General features: G+C 48.6%; 19 protein-coding genes. 15 read left to right on the top strand and 4 right to left on the bottom strand.

The window, feature by feature from the left end; all coding sequences use genetic code 11:
* Positions 1–2 precede the first annotated feature (2 nt).
* The 4 genes from BM124_RS13290 to argH all read left to right on the top strand — a co-directional run bounded on the left by BM124_RS13290 (position 3) and on the right by argH (position 5,295).
* Positions 3–995, top strand: a complete 993-nt coding sequence (locus tag BM124_RS13290; RefSeq protein ID WP_244504340.1) for a class I SAM-dependent methyltransferase — start codon at positions 3–5, stop codon at positions 993–995.
* Between the two features lie 177 nt (positions 996–1,172).
* Positions 1,173–2,363 (top strand): acetate/propionate family kinase, encoded by a 1,191-nt coding sequence (locus tag BM124_RS13285; RefSeq protein ID WP_093338222.1) that lies wholly within the window; start codon positions 1,173–1,175, stop codon positions 2,361–2,363.
* Between the two features lie 350 nt (positions 2,364–2,713).
* Entirely contained in the window at positions 2,714–3,919 is a 1,206-nt protein-coding gene (locus BM124_RS13280; RefSeq protein WP_093338221.1) for an argininosuccinate synthase, read from the top strand.
* Complete coding sequence (gene argH, locus BM124_RS13275) at positions 3,916–5,295, top strand: argininosuccinate lyase (RefSeq protein WP_093338219.1); 1,380 nt, start codon at positions 3,916–3,918, stop codon at positions 5,293–5,295. The genes BM124_RS13280 and argH overlap by 4 nt, the downstream gene beginning before the upstream one ends.
* A gap of 69 nt (positions 5,296–5,364) precedes the next feature.
* Here argH and BM124_RS13270 read toward each other — a convergent pair whose 3' ends face one another.
* Positions 5,365–5,799 (bottom strand): universal stress protein, encoded by a 435-nt coding sequence (locus tag BM124_RS13270; protein WP_170841142.1) that lies wholly within the window; start codon positions 5,797–5,799, stop codon positions 5,365–5,367.
* A 152-nt stretch (positions 5,800–5,951) separates the two neighbouring features.
* Between BM124_RS13270 and BM124_RS13265 the strand changes: the two genes are divergently transcribed.
* From BM124_RS13265 to BM124_RS13250, 4 genes are all read left to right on the top strand, one after another.
* The gene (locus tag BM124_RS13265) at positions 5,952–6,710 is read left to right on the top strand and encodes an SDR family oxidoreductase (RefSeq protein WP_093338216.1); all 759 of its coding nucleotides are present in this window, start codon (positions 5,952–5,954) and stop codon (positions 6,708–6,710) included.
* 56 nt (positions 6,711–6,766) lie between these two features.
* A complete protein-coding gene (locus tag BM124_RS13260; RefSeq protein ID WP_093338215.1) occupies positions 6,767–7,144 on the top strand; it encodes a hypothetical protein in 378 nt (125 codons plus the stop codon).
* Between the two features lie 85 nt (positions 7,145–7,229).
* Entirely contained in the window at positions 7,230–7,910 is a 681-nt protein-coding gene (locus BM124_RS13255) for a metal-dependent hydrolase (protein ID WP_093338213.1), read from the top strand.
* 226 nt (positions 7,911–8,136) lie between these two features.
* The gene (locus BM124_RS13250) at positions 8,137–9,447 is read left to right on the top strand and encodes a CBS domain-containing protein (RefSeq protein WP_093338212.1); all 1,311 of its coding nucleotides are present in this window, start codon (positions 8,137–8,139) and stop codon (positions 9,445–9,447) included.
* A gap of 26 nt (positions 9,448–9,473) precedes the next feature.
* On the opposite strand, the gene BM124_RS13245 is transcribed toward BM124_RS13250, so the two are convergent.
* Complete coding sequence (locus BM124_RS13245; protein ID WP_093338210.1) at positions 9,474–9,806, bottom strand: YtpI family protein; 333 nt, start codon at positions 9,804–9,806, stop codon at positions 9,474–9,476.
* Positions 9,807–9,880: 74 nt separating this feature from the next.
* Here BM124_RS13245 and BM124_RS13240 point away from each other — a divergent pair, with 74 nt between their 5' ends.
* Positions 9,881–10,834, top strand: coding sequence for a DHH family phosphoesterase (locus BM124_RS13240; RefSeq protein WP_093338209.1), 954 nt, complete (start codon positions 9,881–9,883; stop codon positions 10,832–10,834).
* A gap of 70 nt (positions 10,835–10,904) precedes the next feature.
* On the opposite strand, the gene ytrI is transcribed toward BM124_RS13240, so the two are convergent.
* Both ytrI and ytrH read right to left on the bottom strand, forming a co-directional pair.
* Entirely contained in the window at positions 10,905–11,420 is a 516-nt protein-coding gene (ytrI, locus tag BM124_RS13235) for a sporulation membrane protein YtrI (protein ID WP_093338207.1), read from the bottom strand.
* Complete coding sequence (gene ytrH, locus BM124_RS13230) at positions 11,417–11,752, bottom strand: sporulation membrane protein YtrH (RefSeq protein WP_093338206.1); 336 nt, start codon at positions 11,750–11,752, stop codon at positions 11,417–11,419. Before ytrH ends, ytrI begins: the two co-directional genes overlap by 4 nt.
* Before the next feature lie 143 nt (positions 11,753–11,895).
* Between ytrH and dnaE the strand changes: the two genes are divergently transcribed.
* From dnaE to pyk, 6 genes are all read left to right on the top strand, one after another.
* Entirely contained in the window at positions 11,896–15,228 is a 3,333-nt protein-coding gene (gene dnaE, locus BM124_RS13225; protein WP_093338204.1) for a DNA polymerase III subunit alpha, read from the top strand.
* A 102-nt stretch (positions 15,229–15,330) separates the two neighbouring features.
* Positions 15,331–16,569 (top strand): NADP-dependent malic enzyme, encoded by a 1,239-nt coding sequence (ystJ, locus tag BM124_RS13220; RefSeq protein WP_093338288.1) that lies wholly within the window; start codon positions 15,331–15,333, stop codon positions 16,567–16,569.
* A gap of 95 nt (positions 16,570–16,664) precedes the next feature.
* Positions 16,665–17,540, top strand: coding sequence for an acetyl-CoA carboxylase, carboxyltransferase subunit beta (accD, locus tag BM124_RS13215; RefSeq protein WP_093338202.1), 876 nt, complete (start codon positions 16,665–16,667; stop codon positions 17,538–17,540).
* 2 nt (positions 17,541–17,542) lie between these two features.
* The gene (gene accA / locus BM124_RS13210) at positions 17,543–18,520 is read left to right on the top strand and encodes an acetyl-CoA carboxylase carboxyl transferase subunit alpha (RefSeq protein WP_093338201.1); all 978 of its coding nucleotides are present in this window, start codon (positions 17,543–17,545) and stop codon (positions 18,518–18,520) included.
* A 110-nt stretch (positions 18,521–18,630) separates the two neighbouring features.
* The gene (gene pfkA / locus BM124_RS13205) at positions 18,631–19,590 is read left to right on the top strand and encodes a 6-phosphofructokinase (RefSeq protein WP_093338199.1); all 960 of its coding nucleotides are present in this window, start codon (positions 18,631–18,633) and stop codon (positions 19,588–19,590) included.
* Between the two features lie 59 nt (positions 19,591–19,649).
* Positions 19,650–21,404: a pyruvate kinase gene (pyk, locus tag BM124_RS13200; RefSeq protein ID WP_093338197.1), complete on the top strand. Its 1,755-nt coding sequence runs from the start codon at positions 19,650–19,652 to the stop codon at positions 21,402–21,404.
* Positions 21,405–21,418: the final 14 nt, after the last annotated feature.

The raw sequence follows: 21,418 nt of genomic DNA, 5'->3' as shown, positions 1-21,418 counted from the left end.
AAGTGGAACCAGCTACAGGAGTGGAAAAACTACACGTTTTAATAGATGAGATGGCGGTATCGATTCAGCGGCACACCGATGTGACGTATCTGGAAGCACTCGCCGAAGCAGGCGAAAACGTATTTCAGCACAGTATTGTTCAATCTCTCCCGGATCAAGAAGCAGAGCGGCTTCAGAACAAACTCGATCAAGACCTGCCGGAAGAAATGAAACGCGAGGAAATACGGAAAGCATTTCAGCTGGCAGTGATCAAAGGAATGAAAGAAGCGGTTCAGCCCCATCACGCGATGACCCCGGACGCAGTCGCGATGTTTATGGGCTACATCGTCGAAAAGCTGACTTCCAAACGTGAAAATCTCGCGTTGCTTGATCCGGCGGCCGGCACAGCGAATCTCTTAAGCGCGGTGTTGAACCAAGTATCCAAAGATACGGCGGCATACGGGGCAGAAGTCGATGAGACGCTGCTTAAAGTTGCCTATGTCCTGTCGAATCTGCAGGAACACGACGTGGAGTTGTTTCACCAGGACAGTATTGAGCAGCTTGCTCCGCCGGAAGCAGATGTTGTTGTGTCTGATCTGCCTGTCGGCTATTATCCGAAAGATGACATTGCCGCAGAATTCCGGCTGCAGGCGCAGGAAGGACATTCGTACGTTCATCATCTGCTTATTGAAAAATGCATGACGCAGGTGAAACCAGGCGGCTTCTTTGTTCTGCTCATTCCAAACTATATGTTTGAAAGCGATCAGGCAGATGCGCTGCACGCTTACATTAAAGATGAAGCAGTCATTCTGGGTCTTCTTCAGCTGCCGTCGTCGATGTTCAAAAACACCCAGGCCGGCAAAAGCATCTGGCTTCTTCAGAAAAAAGGGCCAAACGTTGTACAACCCGGCCAGGCCCTGCTCGCCGAACTGCCATCGTTCAACAACCAGGACGCGCTGCTCGATATGATGAAGCAGATGGACAACTGGTTTAAGGAAGAAGGCTTCACATCGTAAGATTGTTATAAAAGCAGCCGGGTTCCAGCCCGGCTGCTTTTGTAACGCATACAAGTCTGAATTGGATGAAAGTATTGAATATGGATGCAAACCCGGCCGCTGCCTTGCAATTTGAAAATCCGGGTGTTTAAATGAAAAAAGTGAAAATGAGAATGAAGTGTAAAAGGAGCGTTTTCCATGTCAATGATTATGGCAGTGAATGCGGGGAGTTCGTCGCTTAAGTTTCAGCTTCTCGGCATGCCTGAAGAAGAACTGGCGGCCAAAGGCCAGATAGAAAGAATAGGACTCGATGGAGCGGAAATGGAAATCGAATGGGGAGAAGAAGAAATCCAGGAACAGCTCGATATTTCCGACCATGAAGAGGCGGTTAAAAAACTGCTGGACAGCCTGACCGCCAACCGGATTATTCACTCCCTCGATGATATAGAAGGCGTCGGCCACCGCGTCGTTCACGGAGGAGAAAAGTTTGCGGACTCCGTCAAAATAACAAACGACGTGGTGGAAGCCATCGAAGAGGTCAGCGAACTGGCTCCGCTGCATAATCCCGCAAATCTGACGGGTATCCGGGCCTTCCGGGACATGCTGCCAAACGTACCGGATGTCGCCGTGTTTGATACCGCGTTTCATCAGACGATGCCAAAATCCAGATACATGTACAGTGTCCCTTATGAATACTACGAACGATACGGCATCCGTAAATATGGATTTCACGGGACGTCACATAAGTACGTCGGACAGAGGGCAGCAGATCTTCTGGAACAGCCGCAGGAAGATCTCAAGCTTGTTTCCTGCCATATTGGAAACGGAGTAAGTGTTACAGCCATTGACGGCGGACGCTCGGTGGACACGTCCATGGGCTTCACCCCGCTCGCCGGAACATCGATGGGCACCCGCTCCGGCAACATTGACCCGGCGCTTATACCCTATATGATGGAAAAAACCGGACAGTCTGCCGGAGATGTCATTACCATGCTGAATAAAAAGAGCGGCCTTCTCGGTGTGAGCGGAGCATCGAGCGACCTGCGCGATGTCGAGCAGAAAAGAAACGCAGGGGACGAAAAAGCCCGTACAGCACTCGACATTTATACAACCCGTATTCATAAGTATATCGGCACGTATGCGGCAAGCATGAACGGATTGGATGCTGTCATTTTCACAGCTGGTGTGGGAGAAAACAGCAGCACGGTCCGCAAAGAGGTTATCGAGGGGCTGGATTTTATGGGCATTCATCTCGATGAATCCAAAAATGAAACCCGCGGGGAAGAAACCTTCATAAACAAAGATGGATCCCCGGTCAAAGTGCTCATCATCCCTACCAATGAAGAAGTGATGATTGCAAGAGATACAATGAGACTTGGTTTCGATTGATTCAATGAAAAATGAATAAAAATGTATCATGATGGGTGAAAAAGCTGGAATACAGAGAATCTGTTCACAGCAGTAAGACTCTGTGAATAACAAGGATTCCTTGTAATTCCGGTCTTTTTTCTTTTTATGAATAGCTGTTTGATGTATACAGGTTCATAAATTTTTATGCTTTTTTATGAATAAGTATTGCAAAATCATAAAACTCTTGTTAAAGTTATTGATAACAGATAAATAGAAATGACAGATGATTTGAATTGTGAGGCGGCAGCCTCTCCTATTTTTGGTCATCGATGTATAAAAATAATAACTTCAGTATTAATATTCACCTGAAGATGGAGGGAATCATACACATGGCGAACAAGAAAGTTGTTTTGGCGTATTCCGGGGGACTCGACACATCTGTAGCGATCCGGTGGCTTGCGGATCAGGGATATGATGTAGTGGCGGTAGGTCTCGATGTAGGAGAAGGAAATGATCTTGAGTCTGTAAAGAATAAAGCGCTGCAGGTCGGAGCGGTTCAATCCTATACCGTCGATGCAACGAAAGAATTCGCCGAAGAATTTGTCCTTCCGGCTATGCAGGCTCATACATTATACGAACAGAAGTATCCGCTTGTTTCCGCTCTCTCCAGACCTCTTATTTCCAAGAAACTGGTTGAAATCGCGGAACAGACCAATGCCGATGCGGTAGCCCACGGCTGTACCGGAAAAGGAAACGACCAGGTTAGGTTTGAGGTTTCCATCCAGGCACTTAATCCAGAACTGGAAGTTCTTGCGCCGGTGAGAAGCTGGGGCTGGTCCAGGGATGAAGAAATCGAATATGCGAAACAGCATGAGATTCCGATCCCGATTGACCTCGACAATCCGTATTCGGTCGACCAGAATTTATGGGGCAGAAGTAATGAGTGCGGCATTCTCGAAGATCCGTGGACGACTCCTCCGGAAGGTGCGTACGCATTAACGAATCCTCTGGAAAAGACACCCGATGAAGCGGACATAGTGGAAATTGAATTCAAACAGGGCAGACCGGTGGCCCTGAACGGTACGACCTATGAACTGGATGATTTGATTCAGGAGCTGAACAGTGTTGCCGGGAAACACGGCGTCGGCAGAATCGATCATGTGGAGAACAGAATGGTCGGCATCAAATCAAGAGAAGTTTACGAGTGCCCGGGTGCGATGACCCTTATTCAATCCCACAAAGAACTAGAAGATCTGACGCTTCCAAAAGAAGTGGCACACTTCAAACCGGTTATTGAGAAAAAACTTTCCGAAGTCATCTACGACGGACTGTGGTTCTCCCAAATCAGAGATGGTCTAGAAGCATTTCTGAAAGAAACACAGCAGAACGTAACAGGGTTTGTCAGAGTGAAATTGTTTAAAGGGCACGCTGTCGTGGAAGGAAGGAAGTCTGATCTCTCCCTTTACAATGAAAAGCTTGCTACCTATACGCCGGATGACGAATTTGATCATCAATCCGCGATTGGGTTTATCAACCTGTGGGGACTTCCTACAAAAGTACACAGCATGGTTAACAGAAACGGTGTCAACGTCTGATGAAATTGTGGGGCGGAAGATTTACAAAAAGTGCGGAAGAATGGGTGGATGCCTTTGGGGCATCCATTCCTTTTGATCAGGAACTGGTGCATGAAGATATCGAAGGCAGCCTAGCCCATGTCAGTATGCTGGAATATTGTAATATCCTGACGGTGGAAGAAGCCTCTACCATAAAAAAAGGACTCGAAACGCTGAAGGAAAAAGCAGAGCAGGGGGAGCTTGACTATTCTGTAGAGAATGAAGATATTCATCTGAATCTTGAAAAACTTCTTACAGATGAAATCGGACCGGTTGGTGGAAAACTTCACACCGGCCGGAGCCGTAATGATCAGATTGCAACGGACATGCATCTTTACTTAAAAAAACATACCATCGAAATCATGGATAATATCAAGCAGCTGCAGCAGGCGCTTCTTGGGCAGGCTGAAAACCATGTGGAAACCATTATTCCGGGGTATACCCATCTGCAGCGGGCGCAGCCGGTATCGTTCGCCCATCATCTCATGGCTTATTTCTGGATGCTTGAGCGGGATTACACAAGACTCGAAGACAGTCTGAAACGGTTGAATGTGTCGCCGCTCGGCGCCGGGGCGCTTGCCGGTACAACATTTCCAATCGACCGGGAATATGCAGCAAAACGGCTTGGCTTTGACGGGGTATACGATAACAGTTTGGATGCGGTAAGTGACCGGGATTTTATTCTGGAATTCATGAGTGCGGCATCCATGATTATGATGCATTTATCCCGTTTTTCCGAGGAATTAATTCTATGGTCGAGTCAGGAGTTCAACTTTGTGGAGCTCGATGACACATTTGCCACCGGAAGCAGTATTATGCCGCAGAAGAAAAACCCGGATATGGCGGAACTCGTGCGCGGTAAAACAGGCCGGGTGTACGGCAATTTTGTCTCTCTGCTGACGCTTTTAAAGGGACTTCCTCTTGCTTATAACAAAGATATGCAGGAAGATAAAGAAGGCATGTTTGATACCGTTACAACGCTTGAAGGTTCTCTTAAGATTTTCAGCGGTATGATAGAAACGATGAGTGTAAACACCGGTGTCATGGAAAAAGAGACCCATTCGGATTTTTCCAATGCGACCGAACTCGCCGATTATCTTGCAGCAAAAGGCCTGCCGTTCCGGGAAGCTCATGAAGTCGTCGGAAAATTGGTGCTCCAGTGTATCGAAAAAGGAATATACCTGCTGGATCTTTCTTTGGAAGAATACCAAACAGCCAGTCCGCTGTTTGAAGAAGATATTTACGAGGTACTGAAACCGTCCACCGTCGTGGGAAGACGGAACAGCGCCGGTGGAACCGGATTCGACCAGGTCCGGAGCGCCATAAAAAAGGCGAAGCGGAAAATACAGGAGAAATAAAAAAACAACACTTCTTTCAACCAGCCGGCATGAAAACCATGCGGCTGGTTTTTTCGCTGCGGTAAAGGCTCAGGAACGGACAATCAGCACATCGCACTCTGCCTGTCTTGCCACACCTTCTGATACACTGCCGATTAAAATTCGTTCGACCGTATTCAGTCCGGTGGCACCGGTCATAATCAAATCAACCTCGTGTTTTCTGGCGATGTCTTTAGGAATTTTAACCCGGGGCGAGCCAAAGTCGATGACAGTGCTTACTTTTTCCACTCCGGCCTGTTCTGCCTCTTTCCTGAACTGTTCTACAAGTTCCCGTCCGTACTCCTCCGCCCGGGATACAACGGTTCTGTCGTACTGTTCAATCGTCGCAAAGGTACGGGTATCAATGATATGAACAATGATAAGAGCGGCCTGGTGATCCAATGCCATATCCACCGCTTTATTCAGCGCGGTTTTTGACTCCCTGGAACCGTCTGCGGCTACGAGAATATTTTTATAAACCGTCATGATATTCCCTCCCTGAAGTAATCAAATAACCATTTGATTATCTGAATTTTTACTATAATTCCCTTCCCGCAAAAGAGTCAAACGTCAATGTTTTTCCCACGTGTTTGTAAATGATGTATAATATACCTGTATGATTGAAGGAGGTTTGCAGGATGAGGCACGCGCTGGTTACAGCAGGGACGAAAGGACTGGGGAAAAAGGCAGCCGAAGAATTTCTCCAACATGGATACTCCGTAACAGTCAGTTATTTCCGGGACACAGAAGCTGCCGAAGCGATGAAGAAGGAATGGACGACCTTCAGGGACCGCCTTCATTTCGTTCAGGCTGATATGACAGAAAAGAGAGACATAAAAACACTCGCTTCCTCCGCTGTTAAACAATTCGGCAGGCTGGATGTGCTCGTATGCAATGCCGGTCCTTATGTATTTGAACGAAAAAAATTAATGGACTATTCTACAACAGAATGGAATGAGATGATTCAGGGGAATCTTTCCGCGGTGTTCCACCTTTTCCAGGAAGTAATCCCTGTGATGAGAGAGCAGCAGTACGGACGTATTGTCACGTACGGTTTTCAGGGAGCCGGCAGTGCCCCGGCGTGGATTTACCGTTCGGCCTACGCGGCTGCGAAATCCGGACTTGTCTCCCTGACCAAATCCGTATCCATTGAAGAAGCAGAAAACGGCATTACGGTAAATATGGTATGTCCGGGTGTCGTCACGTCAGATTATAAAGAAGCTTCCATTCCGGAAGCCCGCCGCGGACAGGATTCAAAAACACCGGTGGGACGTCCTGCAGCCGGCGGAGATATCGCCCGTGCCATTACGTTTTTATGTGAGGAACATTCGGATATGATCACCGGTTCTGTCCTGGAAATCACAGGTGGTGTGGACGTATTGAATAAATGGCGCTGACTTCCGGGTATAAAAATCATCTCTGCCGCACACCCTAACCGACAGAGGTGATAAGTATGAAAAACTTACAAGCGGCAGCAGCCGTTTTTCTGATATTGGCGGCTGGAAGCAGCAGTGCAGCTGCAGCTTCCCTAAACGAAGTTTTTCTCTTTCAGGCAACAGCCGAGACCGAGGATGGAACCTATTTTCACTGGGAATACAACAGTCCTGATTCGTATGAATACCATGCAGAAGGCAGGGCATGGCACGGGAGAAAGGCGCGGCCGCATGTCGAGAAACTGTATGAGCAGACCGGCATTTCACCGTCATCCACGAAAGAAGAGCTTGCCGAAGTGTTCCAGAACACGGATCTTCCTCCGCTCAAACGCCTGGATGTACGCTGGCAGGATGGTGAAGGAGAGTTGTACACCTGGCTTTGGGAACAAGACAAGTAATGCAGAAATGTATTCGAAAAAATGTTTAAAGAGCGAAAGAAAAGGGGAACACCATTACCGGTATCAAGTAAAGGAGGCATAAATGATGAACGTAACATATCACGGCCATTCAGTCGTTCATATCGAAGCGAATGGAAAAAGTATTTTAATCGATCCTTTCATTACCGGTAATGGAAATACGGATTTAAACGCAGAAAACGTGAATCCGGATGTTATTCTTTTAACCCACGGACACGGAGACCATGTGGGAGACACCATTGACATAGCCAAACGCAGCGGCTCCTTTGTTGTGGCTCCATTTGAACTGGCTGCCTATCTTGGTCAGCAGGGTCTGGAAACACATCCACTTGGTATCGGCGGCGGTTATACCTTTGATTTCGGACGGGTTTCGCTCACGCAGGCCTTTCACAGTTCCTCGTATACCGAAGAAAACGGAAATATTGTGTACACCGGTATGCCGGCGGGGATTATCTTCGAAGCAGAGGGTAAAACCATCTACCATATGGGAGACACTGGGCTGTTTTCGGATATGAAAATGATTGGAGAGCGCAGTAATATCGATCTTCTTTTTGTTCCGATCGGAGATAATTTTACAATGGGTCCGATTGACGCTGCCAAAGCGGTAGAATGGATTAAACCGGAGTACGTCGTGCCGGTCCATTACAACACATTCCCGACCATTAACCAGGACGGTGACGCGTTCATCGAATCGATTTCCCCTGTAAAGGGACGGGCTGTGGAGCCCGGTGGATCGATTCAATTATAAAGAATCGACTGAACAGCTGTTTCAAGGTAATGCTGTAAACCTTGAAACAGCTTTTTTTATATATAACGTGTTTCACCGCATATAAGATTACGCTTTCATTGTTGTTCTGCATGCTCTGTCCGATGGGTCGTCTTGCTTTCCTGTTATGGCCTGCGTATAATGAAAAGTAATACAGAATCATTGAATAAATGATACAGTTTGAGCCGAAGGAGAGGTGGAAAGCAGATTGGCGACAAAGCATGAACAGATATTACAGCACATCACTGAGCTCGGTGTGGGAGAAAAGATTTCGGTGCGGCGCGTGGCCAAAACGCTGAACGTCAGTGAAGGCACAGCGTACCGGGCTATTAAAGAAGCGGAGAATCAAGGACTGGTCAGCACGATCGAGCGGGTTGGCACCATCCGTATTGAAAAGAAGCAGAAGGACAATATTGAAAAGCTGACCTATGCCGAAGTGGTTAATATTGTGGACGGGCAGGTGCTTGGTGGCAGAAACGGACTTCATAAAACACTCAACCGCTTTGTGATAGGAGCGATGAAACTCGATGCGATGATGCGGTACGTGGAGCCGGGCAACCTTTTGATTGTCGGGAACCGCTACCAGGTACATAAGCTGGCGCTTGAAGCCGGAGCCGCCGTGCTGATTACCGGTGGATTTGATACGAATGAAAGTGTCATTGCACTGGCCGATGAACTAGGGATGCCGGTCATTTCCACTACATACGATACATTCACGGTGGCAACCATGATCAACCGGGCTATTTATGACCAGTTGATCAAAAAAGAAATTGTATTGGTAGACGATATATTAATTCCCCTGCAGGATACTTTTTTCCTTTCGATTGATAACGATGTGAAAAAGTGGCACGAAATAAACGGCCATACCAGCCACAGCCGTTATCCTGTCATTGACGATGACATGAAAGTACGCGGAATGGTGGCCGCAAAAGACGTCCTTGGAGCCGACATGAGCGTTCCGATTGATCAGGTTATGACCAAAAACCCCATCACGGTGAAAGAAAGAACGTCTGTTGCTTCTGTGGCGCACGTTATGGTTTGGGAGGGTATTGAACTGCTTCCGGTAATAGATGAACAGAACCGGCTTCTTGGTGTGATCAGCCGTCAGGATGTGCTGAAAGCACTGCAGATGACCCAGCGGCAGCCTCATGTCGGGGAAACGATTGATGATTTGATTACCGGACGCTTCCATGAAACAGGACCGGATTCCGACTACCATTATCAATGTGACGTCACCCCTCAGATGACAAATCATCTCGGCATGATATCCTACGGTGTCCTTTCGACGCTTGTCACCGAGACCGGAAGCCGTCTGCTCCGTCAGTATAAACGGGGGGATATTGTTGTGGAGAATATTACCCTGTATTTCATCAAGCCTGTTCAGATTGAGAGCACGGTTGATATGAAAGGAAAACTGCTCGAAGTGGGGAGAAGGCATGGAAAAGTGGATGTTGAACTGTACCATGAGGGCGGCATCGTCGGGAAAGCCCTCATGATGGCACAGATGCTGGACAGGTAAATCAGCGTGCTGCGGGGCGTCCGCGCTTACGAACGTCCCTGCCTCTGCTCGTCGGCCAGACGCTGTCTTTTCGCTTCTTCTGCAGCGTAGGGGCCGTGTATGCGATAGGCTCTCCAGCCAAACACAATATTGGCGGCACCGATAAGAAGAAAGACGATACCCACAATAATATCAACAGGACCACGGATCAACTGGAGCAGGTTCGCTCCAAACGCCGCCATAAAAACCCCGAGGCTGATATTGGCCTTGGCCTGCACCCATCGTCTGTGGGCATGGGCTCTTGTGCGGACGGCTTTCACTTTGTAATAGACATACACCGCAATGGCTGCTGTGAGAATAATGATAAAAACAGGGGTCATTTATTTCCCTCCCAAGACTAACATGCGAAGCACGAAATCGTTTTATTATGACAGCTGACAGAAAGGAAGATAGCATGAAACAGACAATATTGCAAACCATCGAAAGATATTCTGTTATCGGCGTGTACCGTCATGAGAAACCGGATCCGGATGCACTGGGGTCCCAGGGCGGCCTGGCGGCATTGATTCAGCATAATTATCCGGAAAAAACCGTATGTACCATCGGGGAAGACGAACCATCCCTCTCTTTTCTCACAGAAATGACCGGAACCGAAGAAACGCTGACGTCATCGGATGGTTTTCTCGTCATCGTATGCGATACGGCGAATACGGAGCGGATTGATGGCCAAATGTGGCACGCTGCGGATTATGTGGTGAAAATCGACCATCATCCCGAGGTGGAAGTTTACGGGCAGGACAGCTGGGTGAGCACAGATGCAAGCTCTACATCCGAGATGGTCATTGATCTGTTCTTAACCGCCAGGGAGGAAAAAGGCTGGGAAATGACGACGGAGGCGGCGCGCCTTTTGTATGCCGGGATTGTGGGAGACACGGGACGTTTCCAATTTTCCAATACGACACCGGACACCTTGAGGCTGGCAGCAGAGGCCCTTCGTTTTCCTTTTGATCCGACGGAGTTATTCACACGTTTTTATGAAAGTGAGGAGAAGCTTGTTCGTCTTAAGGGAGAAGTACTGCAGCAGTTTGAACTGTCACCGGAAGGAGTCGGTGTAGCCCGGCTTACAAAAGAAATGCTGGAACGATATGATATTTCAATCAATGAATCATCGGCGCTTGTCAATTCGTTCTCGGAAACAAAAGGGCTTAAGGCCTGGGTTTTTTTCGTCGAACAGGAGGAGTATTACCGCGTTCGTCTCCGTTCCAAAGGACCTGCCATCCACCATATCGCAGCGGCCCATAATGGGGGAGGACATCCAATGGCATCCGGTGCAAAAGCTGTGGATGAACAGGAAGTGCAGGCGGTCATTCAGGAGCTGAAAGAATTGTGCCGGGAGTACGAATCCTGATCGTTTGCTTCCCCCGGATGAGGGTTCCTGGCCAGACTGTTAACACGCCGGACTGGCATTTCAAGCAGGATCAGGATGTTTCCTGTTCCGGCGGAAGAATCTTCAGGTGAAGTTCGAGGGTGGAGTAAATGTGCATCTCGCGGATGCTGAGCCGGAACTCGTTATCCCCGGTTTCATAGCGTTTATTTTCCACCGCTTTTTTTATCAATTCTTTTCCCTCCACCACACTCTCGATATTTTTTCCGTTCAAAAATTTTACTGTGTCTTCTGCCTGCTGCCTTAATTCATACAACGCCAGTTCATTTAACTCTGTACTTTTTTCATTCGTGAAAAGCAGTTCAATGTCCTGAATGGTCAGTTTCTGCTCATTCTCTTCATTTCGCCGTCGTTCCTCGCTTCGAAGGACTTCGATCTGCTCTTCCTGTTCTTCAATCTGAATCCGCTGCTTATTGATTTCAATGACGAGCTCTTCATGAACAGCTCCGAACTGGAACAAGAAAAAGGCCCATCCCCCGAGGCCGCCGATGACAGTGCCGGCAAAAAAACGCTGCCATCCCGGTCTTCTGTAATACGGAGGAATTCTCATGACGTTATCTGTTCCTGCGTGATCCATTGAATAATTAACGTGCCGGTATTGGCACCGCCGAGTGCTGCACATATCATGGCAATGGTTTTATACATGTCGGCGTGGGTGCCGGCAAAAAGACCCCTTTCAAGCGACGTGATCGCATCGAATGTGCCGCCTATGGCTGCGACCAGCGCCCAGATTTTAAGCCCGGAAGCGAGATCATGAATGGTGGAAAGAGGGGGCCTTCCTATCATTAGCGCTCCCATCCCTCCAATCAAAGAACCGCCGATAATGACACCGAACGCGACAAAAAAATCCATAACAAGAGTTCCAGCGAAATCCCTGCTCATCTTCTGTTCGACCCCTTTCTATTGACATCTTCCATACCGCCTGTACTATAAATATAAGAAATGAACGAAGAGGATATGCTTGTTTTCCATGGAAAAGCTGTTCATACTTAAACGTAGAATGGAACAAAAAGGAGCTGACGGATATGGAGTTTGTCCATTTACATATTCATACCGAATATAGTCTCCTGGAGAGTACAGCGCGGATGGACACGCTTATTGAGCAGGCGTCCGATGCCGGAATGGAAGCTCTCGCCATAACGGACAAAAATGGGATGCATGGTGTTATTCCCTTTTATAAAAAGTGTGAACAAGCCGGTATTAAACCGATTATCGGAATAGAGCTGTGGGTGGAAGGCTTAAAACGAAGCGGCAGCTTCCCAGTGCTGCTTCTCGCCGAAAATAACAGCGGATATCGTGAGTTGATGCGTCTATCCACGATAAAACAGACGGAGCAGGTCATTACGTTAGACAGAACGGCTGCTGTTCTGGAGAATGCCGTTGTGCTGTTTCCCTATGCTGAGAGTGAACCGGCTGCTTTGCTCCGGGATGGAGATCCCTCCGGTGCTGAAGAAGTACTCGAAGCCTGGACCGGCCGCGTTGGAGCGTTATCTATGTATATGGAAAGACAGCCGGTGCAGGACGAAGATGATATGATACAGGCTTGGAAAGAACTGGCCGCACAGCAGAAGCTGCCTCTTGCTGCCGGTTTTAATGTACATATGACATCATTTGACGAACGGGAAGCGCTTCTTGCTTTGAAGGCGGTGGAAACAGGGAAGCCGTTGTCAGACGTATCGTTGGAACATATAAAGCATCAGGGCTGGATGAAAGATGAAGAAGGAATCCGCCGGCTTATGGAGAATGAACCGGACGTTGTACGGGAGGCGGGCCGGATTGCACAGCGCTGCCATGTGACCATTGATTTTAACCAGTCGCTGCTTCCATCTTTTCCGCTTCCGGAAGGGCATACGGCGGAGTCTTTTTTGAGGGATCAATGCTTCCGGGGACTCAAGTACCGGTTTGGGGAGCCGGAGCAAACTGTCCTGGAGCGGCTGGAGCATGAACTCGGAATTATTCATGACATGGGATTTGAGGATTATTTTCTACTTGTTGCTGATTTTGTGGACTTTGCAAGGCGGCAGGGCATGCTCGTAGGCCCGGGGCGGGGGTCGGCGGCCGGAAGTCTTGTCTCGTACGTCCTTGAAATCACTGACATTGATCCGGTCCGCCATAACCTGTTGTTTGAGCGTTTTTTAAATCCGGAACGTCTGAACATGCCGGATATTGATATTGATTTTCCTGATTACCGCCGTGATGAAGTGATGGAGTATGCAGCCAGGACGTATGGATGGGAGCATGTTGCACAAATCGTTACGTTCGGGACATTTGGAGCGCGCGCGGCGCTTCGTGATGCAGGTCGGATTCTGGAAGCCCCGCAGGCTCTTGTGGACAGACTCGCATCGTTTGTGCCGCAGGGTCCGGGAACGTCCCTTCGAAAAACATATAAGGATAATCAAGTCATGCGTGACCTTTTAGAAAAAGAATCGACGGCGTATGCCGTATTTCGTCTCGCTGTACAGCTTGAAGGCCTTCCAAGGCATACTTCCGTCCATGCTGCCGGCGTTGTCATGAGCGGAAGCCGGTTGTTTGATCATGTGCCGCTGATGAAAAAAGACGGAAATATTCTGCTTACCCAGTATCCGATGGATGACCTCGAAGAACTGGGTCTCTTGAAAATGGACTTTCTCGGTCTGAAGAATCTGAGTCTGCTCGAGCGGATGACGGCGTCCATTCGTTACAGAGAAAACGAAACCATTGATCTGCGCCGTCTTCCACTTGATGATGAATCTACCTACAAAATGCTCTCAAACGGCGATACAACGGGCATTTTTCAGCTGGAATCGGCAGGTATGCGCCGTGCTCTTAAACAGATTCAGCCCGAACGGTTTGAAGATATCGCAGCAGTGAATGCTCTGTACCGTCCTGGTCCTATGGAAAATATTCCTGTTTATGCCGAAAGAAAAAATAATCAAACCGAGCCGGAATATCCTCATGAAGATCTTCGGGACATACTGGCGCCTACCTACGGCGTTATCGTGTATCAGGAGCAGATTATGCAGATTGCGTCTACGATGGCAGGGTACTCTTTTGGTCAATCGGATCTGCTGCGGCGCGCGGTGAGCAAAAAGGACAGGCGTGTGCTCGACCAGGAAAGAACACGGTTTGTAACAGGAGCACAGAAACAAGGCTATGATGAACAAACCGCATCAGCTGTTTATGACCTGATTGTAAAGTTTGCTGATTATGGATTTAATCGCTCCCACGCAGCAGCCTACAGTCTCATTGCCTACCAGCTCGCGTATCTGAAGGCTCATTACCCTGCCCATTTTTACGCAGCCCTTCTAACACTTCACGCTGGAAATCCGGATAAAATGGGGGAATATATACGGGAGGCGGCGCAAAAAGATATCGCCATTCTTCCTCCTTCCGTCAATGAGAGTACAGCAGTATTTCAGGCGGCCTCCCGTTCCATAAGGTTCGGACTTCTTCCGGTTAAAAACGTAAATGCGGAAATGATACGAAGTTTGATAGAGGAGCGCAGGCACGTGAAATACAGTGGCTTTATCGATTTTCTTATGAGATTGAACCCGGATGTGTGGAGGCGTCGTCCGCTTGAAATGCTGATTAAAGCCGGAGCTTTTGACGAGTTCGGCACCGACCGGGCTGTGCTGCTTGCGTCACTGGACAGGGCGGTGGAGTATGCAGCCTTTCAAAAAGATGTAGGGGGTCTCCTGCCGGAGGGGCACATGGATTTCAGGTTTGTGGATATGCCGCCGTTCACGGAACTGGAAAACTATGAAGCTGAAAAAGAGTCCGCCGGCTTTTACCTCACCGGTCATCCGCTTCACAAATACGATCGCGTCCTTGCCCCATTTGAACCGGTGTCTTTTCATGAGGAACTGCCCGGCAATCGAAATGGAGTCTGGGCAGCGGGAATGGTGGAAGAAGTAAAAAATGTCCGGACAAGACAGGGCCAGTCGATGGCTTTTGCCAGTTTGACCGATGGAACAGGTTCGATGGAAGCTGTATTTTTCCCGAATGTGTACCGCACGTCCCACAATCTTCTGCAGGAACAGCGGCCGATTTTAATCCGTGGCCGTGCGGATCAAAAAGCGGAGGGAAATAAACTTCTTGTTGATGAAGTACTCGATCTTGAAGAATTGCAGCGGACAGTGGATGATGTCCTGTATTTAAAACTGACAAGCCGTCAAGGCGATGTGCAGAAAGCGAAAAAAATCAAGGACATTGTAAAACGCTATCCCGGGGGGACACTTGTCTGCCTGTATTATGAAAATGAGAAAACAGCTGTCCGGCTGTCCGATAAATACCGGGTTTCTGAAAAAGACGCTCTCCTGAATGATTTAAAGACTGTTCTTCCCGAAGAATTTGTAGTTTTAAAGAAACACAGAGGGTGAACAAGTTCATTTCATCTGTTATAATAAGATAAGTTTTGCAGTGGCTGAAAACATACAGAGTAATCATCAGAATGCGGACCAGGAAGAAGGAGAGTGGAGAATTTGCCAACGACGAGAGAAGAAGCATTGCAGATCCATCGGGAAAACCAGGGGAAACTCGAATCCAAATCGAAAGTTCCTGTTCGTAACACAAGAGACTTAAGTCTTGCTTACTCCCCCGGAGTGGCCGAACCTTGTAAAGCAATTTTTGAAGATAAGCAGAAGGTATTCGACTACACGATGAAAGGCAATATGGTAGCTGTCGTTTCAGATGGCTCAGCTGTTCTGGGACTGGGCAGCATCGGCCCTGAAGCTGCTCTTCCCGTTATGGAAGGCAAAGCGGTATTATTCAAATCTTTCGCAGGAGTAGACGCGTTCCCGATCTGCCTTGATACGTCCGAGGTGGACAGAATCGTGGAGACGGTTAAGCTGCTTCAGCCGACATTCGGTGGTGTGAACCTCGAAGATATTGCGGCGCCGAACTGCTTTATCATTGAAGAGCGCTTGAAAAAAGAAGTCAATATTCCTGTATTTCACGACGATCAGCACGGTACAGCCATCGTAACGGCAGCCGGATTGATTAATGCGCTGAAACTGAGCGGAAAATCCTTGTCCGAGCTTAAGATTGTCGTCAATGGTGCCGGTTCAGCTGGTATAGCCATTATTAAACTTCTTCTGAGCATGGGAGTCCGCGATGTGATTCTATGCGATTCGAGAGGGGCCATCTATGAAGGCAGAACCACCGGCATGAATGATCAGAAGGCGGAAATCGCCAAAGTAACCAACAAAGATAAAGAGGAAGGCAGTCTCTCGGATGTAGTTGCAGGAACCGATGTGTTCATCGGTGTATCGGTGGCAGGCGCTCTCACAAAAGAAATGCTGCAGAGCATGAATGAAGATCCGGTTGTTTTCGCTATGGCAAATCCTGATCCTGAGATCATGCCGGAAGAAGCAAAAGAAGCAGGAGCTTCCGTTATCGGTACCGGCAGATCCGATTTTCCAAATCAAATCAACAATGTTCTTGCTTTTCCAGGCATATTCCGCGGAGCTCTGGAAGTCAATGCCACTCATATCAACGAAGAAATGAAGAAAGCGGCGGTTTATGCTATTGCGGATCTGCTTGAAGAGAGCGAACTGCATTCGGACTATGTCATCCCCGCTCCTTTTGATCCACGTGTGGCCCCTGCGGTAGCTTCTGCTGTTGCGAAAACGGCGATGGAAACCGGTGTTGCGCGTAAAGAGGTGGATCCTGACTACGTAGCAGAAAAGACGAGCCGGCTTTCCATCATTGATAAAGAGTAACAGGGAAGAAAACCGGAGAGGAAAAAGCCCGGAAGCTGCCTGTAAAAAAGGCGGCTTCCTGTTTTCACATACAGACGATAAAAGAAGGTGTCCTCGTGTCATTAAAAGACTTTTTCAACAAAAAAAGAAAATACGCGACGATTCCATCCGACCGTGAACAGCCCGCTCAAATGAACAGCGGTGTCATGACAAAATGTCCCCAGTGCCGGTCCATTATCTACACGAAAGAACTGAAAAAACATCACATGGTCTGTTTCAGCTGCGGTCATCACCTGCCGATGAATGCACATGACCGTATTCAATTTCTGCTCGATGACGGGACATTTGAAGAATATGACCAGAATATTGCTTCTGCGGATCCGCTTGATTTCCCGGAATACGAGGAAAAGCTGGAAAAAGACCGTCAGAAGACTGGGTTGAATGAAGCAGTGGTTACCGGTGAAGGATATATGAGTGACTGCCCTGTGGTGCTGGCTGTCATGGACAAGAGATTCCGGATGGGAAGTATGGGATCGGGAGCCGGGGAGAAAATCACTCGTGCTGTTGAACGTGCGCTGGAGAAACAACGTCCTTTTATTATGTTTTCGGCTTCAGGCGGCGCCCGTATGCAGGAAGGAGTCTTAAGCCTTATGCAGATGGCGAAGACAAGCGCTGCGCTGAAACGGATGGATGAAGCGGGTCTCTTGTATATTTCGGTGATGACAGATCCGACAACCGGCGGAGTATCCGCCAGTTTTGCGTCTCTCGGGGACTATAATTTCGCGGAACCAAAGGCAATGATAGGTTTTGCCGGACGCCGTGTCATAGAAGAAACGATCCGGGAAGAGCTGCCGGAGGATTTCCAGACGGCGGAATTTCTGCTGCAGCACGGGCATCTCGACCGTGTGATTCCGAGAAACCAGTTGAAACAGGAACTGTCAACAGTACTTGATTTTCATAACTATAAAGAAACAACAGAGGGGGGGGAGTGAACGTGCACAGCTATCTTCCGTTTGAAAAACCGGTTGTTGAACTAAAGGAAAAGATTGCGGAACTTAAGTCGTTTACAGAGGAGAAAGATATCGACCTCTCCACCGAAATCACCAGGCTGGAAGAGCGTCTCGAACAGCTCGAGAAAGATATTTACGGTAATCTTCAGCCGTGGCAGCGGGTACAGGTTGCCAGGCACAGTGAGCGTCCGACAACCCTGGATTACATCGATGAACTGTTCACTGATTTTCTCGAAATGCACGGGGACCGGCTCTATGGCGATGACGAAGCTGTCGTAGGAGGCATTGCCCGTTATAAAGGGGTGCCGGTGACGGTTATCGGCCATCAGCGTGGAAAAGATACGAAAGAAAACCTTAGACGGAATTTCGGTATGCCGCATCCGGAAGGATACCGCAAGTCGCTTCGTCTGATGAAGCAGGCGGAGAAATTTTCCCGTCCGGTTATTACTTTTATTGATACAAAAGGGGCGTTCCCGGGGAAAGCCGCGGAAGAGCGCGGACAGAGTGAAGCGATAGCCCGTAATCTTGCCGAAATGGCAGGGCTGAAAGTGCCTGTCGTCTGCCTGGTTATAGGTGAAGGCGGAAGCGGTGGAGCCTTGGGTCTTGGTGTAGGAAATTATATTCATATGCTTGAAAACTCCACGTACTCCGTGATTTCACCGGAAGGAGCATCTTCCATTCTTTGGAAAGATGGCTCGTTTGCGAAGCAGGCATCCGAAACAATGCGTATTACTGCTCCCGACCTGAAAGACCTGGGTGTGATCGATGAAATGGTTCCGGAAGTAAGAGGCGGAGCGCATAAAGACTTGAAACAGCAGGCTGCCTACATAGATGATGTACTGGAGCGTTCGTTACATACTCTGCGGAATCAACCGGCAGAACAATTGGTACAGGAGCGCTGGGAAAAATATAAACGAATTGGACAGACGACCGGTGAAAGCGCTGTATCTTCCGGTGACTAACACCAATGCTTTCTGAACTCTTCGGGAAGCATTTTTTCTTGATAGGAACGCTGCATGTTATACTTGTCTAAAAGGTAACAATAACTTTTTAAATGAGGGTGTGAACCATTTTGAAAAAATTAGGAGTGCTGACAAGCGGCGGGGACTCGCCGGGAATGAACGCGGCAATCCGCGCCGTAGTTAGAAAAGCTATCTATCATGAAGTGGAGGTGTACGGCGTACAATACGGATTTGCCGGACTTCTCAGCAATGATATTGAAAAACTCAAAATCGGCGATGTAGGTGATATTATCCACCGCGGCGGTACGAAACTTTATACGGCCCGCTGTGACGAATTCAAAACGCCGGAAGGAAGACAGAAAGCGGTGGACAACCTGAATGCTGTTGGAATTGAAGGATTGATCGTCATCGGTGGTGACGGCTCGTTCCGCGGGGCGGAGAAGTTGACGGAGATTGGTTTTCCAACCATCGGTGTTCCGGGCACCATCGATAATGATATTCCGGGAACGGATTACACGATTGGATTTGATACCGCTCTGAATACCGTCATTAACGCGATTGACAAGATCCGCGATACAGCCACCTCCCATGAAAGAACGTACGTTATCGAAGTAATGGGACGGAATGCAGGCGATCTTGCGTTGTGGTCGGGTCTTGCCGACGGTGCGGAAACGATTCTGATTCCGGAAGAGGAATACAGTATGGACGATATCATCAAAAGGCTCCGCCGCGGTCACGAACGGGGCAAGAAACACAGTATCATCATCGTAGCTGAAGGAGTGGGAAGCGGTCCGGATGTCGGACAGAAAATAAAAGATGCGACAGAACTCGAGACGAGAGTAACGGTGCTTGGACATATCCAGCGCGGAGGATCGCCGACAGGCTACGACCGTGTTCTCGCCAGCAGGCTCGGCTCCAGTGCTGTGGAACTGCTGTTAAATGGTGAACAAGGATGTATGGTGGGTATCATCAACAATAAAGTAATCCACCGCGGTATCAGCGACGTACTCAGTGAAAAGCACCAAATCGACACAGAGATGTACCGTCTGTCCCAGGAACTGTCCATTTAGCAGGCGTTAAGAAAGGGAACTGTGGTATAATTGGAGCTGTTTAGAAGAGGAGGACAATGATGAGAAAAACAAAGATTGTATGTACGATAGGACCGGCGAGTGAATCACCGGACATGATAAGAAAGCTTATCGAAGCAGGAATGAATGTAGCACGCCTGAATTTTTCCCACGGAGATTTTGATGAACATAAAGGACGCATTGACACCATTCGTGAAATTGCTGCCGAAACCGGAAAAAATGTCGGCATCCTGCTTGATACGAAAGGTCCCGAAGTTCGTACGCATACGATGGAAGACGGGGTTATCAATCTGGAAGAAGGTCAGCAGCTGATTGTATCGCCGGAAGAGGTGACAGGTACAAAAGACAAAATTTCTGTTACATATCCCGGCATAGCAGAGGACCTGGAGCCGGGCAAGAAGATACTTCTTGATGACGGTCTGATTGAACTTGAAGTCACAGAAATCATGGGAAGTGACGTGAAGACCAAAGTATTGAATAACGGAGAGCTGAAGAACAAAAAAGGGGTAAACCTTCCAAACGTGAAAGTCAATCTGCCCGGGATCACAGAGAAAGACGCTGAAGATATTAAATTCGGCGTGGAGCAGAGTGTGGACTTTATCGCCGCTTCCTTTGTACGCCGTCCGTCCGATGTTTTGGATATCAGAGAAATCTTGGAGGAGAAAGGCGCGGAAGACATCCAGATCATTCCGAAAATCGAAAATCAGGAAGGAATCGAAAATATCGATGACATTCTGGAAGTCGCAGATGGCTTAATGGTTGCGCGCGGGGACCTCGGCGTAGAAATTCCGGCGGAAGATGTGCCGCTCGCCCAGAAAGAGCTGATCAAACACTGCAACACATCGGCCAAGCCTGTCATTACAGCCACTCAAATGCTCGATTCGATGCAGTGGAATCCAAGGCCTACACGCGCGGAAGCAAGCGACGTGGCCAATGCCATTTTTGACGGCACCGATGCCATCATGCTCTCAGGTGAAACAGCTGCCGGAGACTACCCGGAAGAGGCTGTGCAGACGATGAGAAATATCGCTGTGAAGGCCGAATCCGCCCTGAAGTATGAAACGATTCTGGACCAGCGCAAAAAAGAAAGTCACCGTTCCATCACCAATTCGATCAGTCAGTCTGTATCCCATACCGCGCATGACCTGGATGCAGCAGCGATTCTGACTGCTACCGAAAGCGGCTATACCGCAAAAATCGTATCCAAGTACAGACCGGAATCACCAATTGTCGCAGTAACGAGCAATGAAAAAGTATACCGCCGGCTTTCCCTTGTCTGGGGAGTAACACCGCTTCTCGGCCAGAAAGCGGAGACAACAGATGAAATGCTCGACAGCACAGTGTATGAGTCATTGAGAGCGGATCTTGTCAGCCATGGCGATCTGGTTGTTATTACAGCCGGCGTTCCTGTTGGCGAGACGGGAACAACCAACATCATGAAAGTCCATGTCATCGGTGAGGTGATTGGTAAAGGACAGGGCATCGGCCGCAGGACTGCGTCCGGTCATGTCGTGACAGCCCGCACCGCGGAAGAAGCAAATGAAAAAGTGCAGGCCGGAAACGTTCTCGTTACGTACAATACAGACAAGGATATGGTGCCGGCTTTTGAAAAGGCGGCGGCCGTCGTGACCGAGGAAGGTGGATTGACGTCCCATGCCGCAGTAGTCGGGCTGAACCTTGGAACACCGGTTGTTGTAGGAGTGGAAGGTGCGATGAATCTCTTTGAAGACGGAGAAGAGGTAACAGTGGACAGCGCACGCGGGGATCTTTACCGCGGCCATGCAAGTGTCCTTTAAAGAACACAGGTATT

The sequence above is a fragment of the Salibacterium halotolerans genome (assembly GCF_900115625.1).
Taxonomy (GTDB): Bacteria; Bacillota; Bacilli; order Bacillales; family Marinococcaceae; genus Salibacterium; species Salibacterium halotolerans.
This window is presented reverse-complemented; position numbering and strand designations above follow the sequence as displayed.